This is a genomic window from Pigmentiphaga sp. (genome assembly GCF_019689535.1).
In the GTDB taxonomy this organism is placed as follows: Bacteria; Pseudomonadota; Gammaproteobacteria; order Burkholderiales; family Burkholderiaceae_B; genus Pigmentiphaga.
Map to the genome: position 1 here is coordinate 1 of NZ_JADGHH010000231.1, position 4,936 is coordinate 4,936.

The 4,936-nt window shown below is 66.7% G+C and carries 6 protein-coding genes and 1 pseudogene; 5 read left to right on the plus strand and 2 right to left on the minus strand.

Going from position 1 to position 4,936, the window contains the following annotated elements:
• From IRZ12_RS15605 to recR, 3 genes are all read left to right on the plus strand, one after another.
• Positions 1 to 617: DNA polymerase III subunit gamma/tau C-terminal domain-containing protein (locus tag IRZ12_RS15605; protein ID WP_296470321.1), on the plus strand; the 617-nt coding region annotated here is incomplete at its 5' end.
• Positions 614 to 940, plus strand: coding sequence for a YbaB/EbfC family nucleoid-associated protein (locus IRZ12_RS15610; protein ID WP_296470323.1), 327 nt, complete (start codon positions 614 to 616; stop codon positions 938 to 940). The genes IRZ12_RS15605 and IRZ12_RS15610, both read left to right, overlap by 4 nt.
• 10 nt (positions 941 to 950) lie before the next feature.
• Positions 951 to 1,562 (plus strand): recombination mediator RecR, encoded by a 612-nt coding sequence (recR, locus tag IRZ12_RS15615; RefSeq protein ID WP_296470326.1) that lies wholly within the window; start codon positions 951 to 953, stop codon positions 1,560 to 1,562.
• A gap of 49 nt (positions 1,563 to 1,611) precedes the next feature.
• Here recR and IRZ12_RS15620 read toward each other — a convergent pair whose 3' ends face one another.
• Together IRZ12_RS15620 and tal are read right to left on the minus strand one after the other, a co-directional pair.
• Positions 1,612 to 1,830 carry a SlyX family protein gene (locus IRZ12_RS15620; protein ID WP_296470329.1) on the minus strand — a complete coding sequence of 73 codons (219 nt, stop codon included), beginning with the start codon at positions 1,828 to 1,830 and terminating at the stop codon, positions 1,612 to 1,614.
• A gap of 16 nt (positions 1,831 to 1,846) precedes the next feature.
• Positions 1,847 to 2,803 carry a transaldolase gene (gene tal, locus IRZ12_RS15625; protein WP_296470331.1) on the minus strand — a complete coding sequence of 319 codons (957 nt, stop codon included), beginning with the start codon at positions 2,801 to 2,803 and terminating at the stop codon, positions 1,847 to 1,849.
• A gap of 284 nt (positions 2,804 to 3,087) precedes the next feature.
• On the opposite strand from tal, the gene carA reads away from it, so the two are divergent.
• A complete protein-coding gene (gene carA / locus IRZ12_RS15630) occupies positions 3,088 to 4,233 on the plus strand; it encodes a glutamine-hydrolyzing carbamoyl-phosphate synthase small subunit (RefSeq protein WP_296470332.1) in 1,146 nt (381 codons plus the stop codon).
• Positions 4,234 to 4,380: 147 nt separating this feature from the next.
• Positions 4,381 to 4,936, plus strand: a pseudogene (carB, locus tag IRZ12_RS15635) (carbamoyl phosphate synthase large subunit); the annotation flags it as partial.

Consider the following 4,936-nt stretch of genomic DNA (forward strand, 5'->3'; position numbering starts at 1 on the left):
CCGCCGGCCCGCCCGCTGCGCCGGCCCCCGGGGCCGCGCCGCGCACGCCCCGCGGCGAAGCGCCGGATGCGGTCCCGGCGGCCGGGGCGCGCGGGGGCGAGCCGGCGGCACGCGCCGAGCCCGAGCAGCCCGCTTCATCTGCGCAGGACCAGGCCGCTGCTGCGCCCCGCGCCCATGCGGTGGCCCCGGCCTCCGAGCCCCAGGCGGGGATCGAACTCAACGAGCCCTGGCCGGTTTTGGCGGCCAGGCTGCCCATCAAAGGCCTTGCCGCCCAATTGGCCCAGCAAAGCGAGTGGGTGGGGGTGGAAGGCCATACCATCGTGTTGCGCGTGGCGACCCGCGCCCTGGCTGAAAGTGCAGGGGTCGAGCGCTTGCGCAGCGTGCTGGAGGCGCACTTCGGCACGCCAGTTCGGCTGCGTTTCGAGATCGGCCACACCGGCGACGCGACGGCGTTCGCGGTGGCCGAGGCCGAGCGTCAGGCGCGGCAGCAGGCCGCCGAGCAGGCCATCATGAACGATCCCTTCGTCCGGGATCTTCTCGATCAGTTCGGCGGCCAGATCGTCCCGGACTCCATACGCCCCGTATCCCCCGAACCCAAACAAGGAACTTCATCATGATGAAAGGACAGCTTGCCGGCCTGATGCGCCAGGCGCAGCAAATGCAGGAAAACATGAAAAAGGCCCAGGAGGCGCTGGCCGAGATGCTGGTGGAAGGCGCATCGGGCGGCGGTCTGGTGAAGGTGACCATGTCGTGCCGCCACGACGTCAAGCGGGTCGAGATCGACCCCAGCCTGCTGGCTGACGACAAGGACATGCTCGAAGACCTCGTGGCCGCGGCGTTCAACGACGCCTTGCGCAAGGCCGAGGCCGCCAGCCAGGAAAAAATGGCCTCGCTGACGGCCGGGTTGCCCCTGCCGCCGGGCATGAAGCTGCCTTTCTAAGCGGGGATCCATGGCCGCCGACAAATTCGTCGGGCCGGCGCCGCTGTCGGTGCTGGTCGATGCACTCAAGCGCCTTCCCGGCGTGGGCGCCAAGTCGGCCCAGCGCATGGCCTACCATTTGTTGCAGCACGATCCGCACGGCGCGCGCCTGCTCAGCCAGGCCCTGGTGGATGCGGTCTCCCGGCTGCGCCACTGCGCGCGCTGCAACACCTTTACCGAATCCGAGATCTGCGAGACCTGCGCCAACCCGCGGCGCGATGCCTCCCTGCTGTGCGTGGTCGAAACGCCGGCCGACCAAAACATGATCGAGGCGAGCCACAGCTACAACGGCCTGTATTTCGTGCTGATGGGTCGGCTCTCGCCGATCGAAGGGGTGGGGCCGAATGAAATCGGGTTCGACCGCCTCATCGAGCGGGCCACGGACGGTCAGGTCAAGGAAGTCATCCTGGCGACCAATTTCACGACCGAGGGCGAGACGACCGCGCATTATCTGGCCGAGGCCCTGCGCGCCCGGGGCCTGGGCGTCACGCGGCTGGCGCGGGGGGTGCCGGCGGGCAGCGAACTGGAGTACGTGGACGCCGGGACTATCGCCTGGGCGCTGATGGACCGGCGGGCACCGTAGCCGCGGTGCCCGCCCGGGGCCAACCGGCGCGGGCTCGCCTCGTGGCGGGTCAGTAGTGAGGCGGGATTTCGTCGCGCAGGCTGCGCGGCGCGCCAGGCACCGCCGCATCGGCTATCTGCTTGCGCAGGGCCGACAGCTCGCGCGCCAGTTGCTCGATCTGTTGCTGTTGGCGAAAAACGGTCTGGTTGAGACGGTCCAGTAGGTCTTCCGCGAAGCCTGCCTTGATTTCCAGCTCAGTCAGCCGCCGTTCGATGTCGGATGTCGTCATGCGTTCGTGAGTCCGTTCATCCGCGCGCTTGCTCGATGATGGCGTCCAGGCGGACGGCGTCCGCGGCGAATACGCGTATGCCCTCGGCCAGTTTTTCGGTCGCCATGGCGTCCTCGTTCAATTGGGTGCGGAACGCGACCTCGGAGACGTCCGCGCGAGGGATGTCGGCGGCCTGGGCCAGCTCAGGCGTCAACCTGGCCGGCACGTCGCCCTGCGCGCCTTCCAGCTCGGCCAGCAGCTCGGGGCTGATCGTGAGCAGGTCGCAGCCTGCCAGGGCGAGGATCTGGCCGGTGTTGCGGAAGCTGGCACCCATGATTTCGGTGGCGATGCCGTGCTTCTTGTAGTACTGGTAGATGCGGGTGACCGACTGCACGCCAGGATCGTTCGCGCCGCCGTATTTCGCCTCGTCCCATTGTGCGCCCAGCGCCCTTTTGTGCCAATCGTAGATGCGGCCGACGAAAGGCGAGATGAGCTGGACCGCCGCGTCGGCGCAGGCCGCCGCCTGGACGAGGGAGAAAAGCAGCGTCATGTTGCAGCGTATGCCCTCCGACTGCAGGACGCGTGCAGCCTGGATGCCTTCCCAGGTAGAGGCGATCTTGATCAGCACCCGTTCGCGGGGTATGCCGGCGGCCTCGTAGCAAGCGATAATGGAGCGCGCGCGTTCGATCGTGGCGCGGGTGTCGAAGGACAACCGGGCGTCCACCTCGGTCGAAACCCGGCCAGGTACGATGCCCAGGATTTCGATGCCGAAGGCCACGAGCAGCCGGTCCATCAATTCCGCTGCCGATGCACTGCGGAAATCGCGGACGGTGCGCTCCAGCAGCGGGCGGTAGGCCTCTTTTTGTACCGCCTTGAGGATGAGCGACGGGTTCGTGGTCGCGTCGGTGGGGCGGAAGGCCCGCATGGCTTCGAAATCGCCGGTGTCGGCCACCACGACCGTATGGCGCCTCAGGGATTCAAGCTGGTTGGACACGGTTCCTCCGTTAGTTCTTGTTCCATGGGTTATAATTGTAAGGTTTGACGTTCACATTTCACGTCCTTCCCTAGCGCGTACCCACTCTGCTGCCATGGCAGACCCGCCCGCCCGCGCGTTTCCCTTGCGTGGGCGACTCAGCGGTGCCGCGAATGACCAGGCAAAGCCGGCTAGCCGTCAACCGCACCAGCCCAGCGCAAGCGCGGCTGCGCGCGAGCGGCCGAGGCGGCTGCGGCGCCCGTTGGCGTACCCTCGGGAGGAGGACTCGACTCGGAGATTCTCTCTTGCTGCCGTCTCTCTTTCCCGAGACTACTCCCGCGATACTGGCGCTTGCCGACGGCACGATCTTTCGTGGCACGTCCATCGGCGCGCCGGGGCATGCCGTGGGCGAAGTCGTATTCAATACCGCCATCACAGGGTATCAGGAGATCCTGACGGATCCCAGCTACAGCCGCCAGATCGTAACGCTTACTTACCCGCACATCGGCAACGTCGGGATCAATGACGAAGACCGCGAAGCGGCCAAGATCCATGCCGCCGCCCTGGTGGTGCGCGACTATTCCTTGATCGTCTCGAACTTCCGCGCGCAGCGCTCGCTGTCGGAATATCTGGTCGAGCAGAACGTGGTGGGCATCGCCGGGATCGACACCCGCAAGCTTACCCGCATCCTGCGCGACCAAGGCGCCCAGAATGGCTGCGTGTACGTGGGCAGCGACGAGCAGGAGGCCCTGCGGCTGGCGCGCGAGTTTCCCGGCATGTCGGGGCTGGACCTGGCCAAGGTGGTCTCGGTCGGGGAGTCCTTTGAGTGGGGCGAGGGCGTATGGAAACTGGGAGCCGGCCATGCGCCCAGGGGCGACGGTCGTTTCCACGTCGTGGCCTATGACTTCGGCGTGAAGTGGAACATCCTGCGCCTGCTGGTCGACCGCGGCTGCCGCGTGACCGTGGTGCCCGCCCAGACGCCGGTGGCGGACGTGCTTGCGCTGAACCCCGACGGCGTGTTCCTGGCCAACGGCCCTGGCGATCCCGAGCCCTGCGACTATGCCATCGAGGCCGCGCGCGTCTGCCTCGAGCGCAAGATCCCGCTGTTCGGCATCTGCCTGGGACACCAGATCATGGGGTTGGCGGTGGGCGCGAAGACGCTCAAGATGAAGCTGGGGCACCACGGCGCCAACCACCCGGTCAAGGACGTCACCACCGGCCGGGTGTTCATTACCAGCCAGAACCACGGCTTTGCCGTCGATCCCGCGACCTTGCCGGCCAATGCGCGCGTCACGCACGTGTCGCTGTTCGACGGTTCGCTGCAGGGCTTCGAATTGACCGATCGCCCTGCGTTCTGCTTCCAGGGCCATCCCGAGGCCAGCCCCGGCCCGCACGACATCATCGAGCTGTTCGATCGGTTCGCGCACCTGATGCAAAACAGCAAAGGATGAACTCACTCCTGCGCGCTTCTTTCTCTCCCGTAGGGGTGGTGCCGGCGGAGCGGCGAGGCCGCATCCGCGGCACGCCAAGCAGGCCGCACCGGCGTCAGGCCTCTCGCTTCCCGAAGCGCGTCGAACAACAAGGTTGACCGTACCATCATGCCCAAGCGTACAGATATTCAAAGCATTCTCATCATCGGCGCAGGCCCGATCGTCATCGGCCAGGCGTGCGAGTTCGACTACTCCGGCGCGCAGGCCTGCAAGGCGCTGAAGGCCGAGGGGTACAAGGTGATCCTGGTCAACAGCAATCCGGCCACGATCATGACGGACCCGGAGACGGCCGACGTCACCTACATCGAGCCGATCACCTGGCAGGTGGTGGAAAAAATCATCGAGAAGGAGCGTCCCGACGCGCTGCTGCCCACCATGGGCGGACAGACCGCGCTCAACTGCGCGCTGGATCTCGACCGCCACGGGGTGCTGGCCAAGTATGGCGTCGAATTGATCGGCGCCAACGCGGAAGCCATCGAGAAGGCCGAGGATCGCCAGAAGTTCAAGGAAGCGATGACCCGCATCGGCCTGGAGTCGGCCAAGTCGGGCGTGGCGCATTCCATGGACGAAGCCTGGGAAGTGCAGCGCCGCATCGCCGAAGAGACCGGCTCCAGCGGTTTCCCGGTGGTGATCCGCCCGAGCTTTACGCTGGGCGGGACGGGCG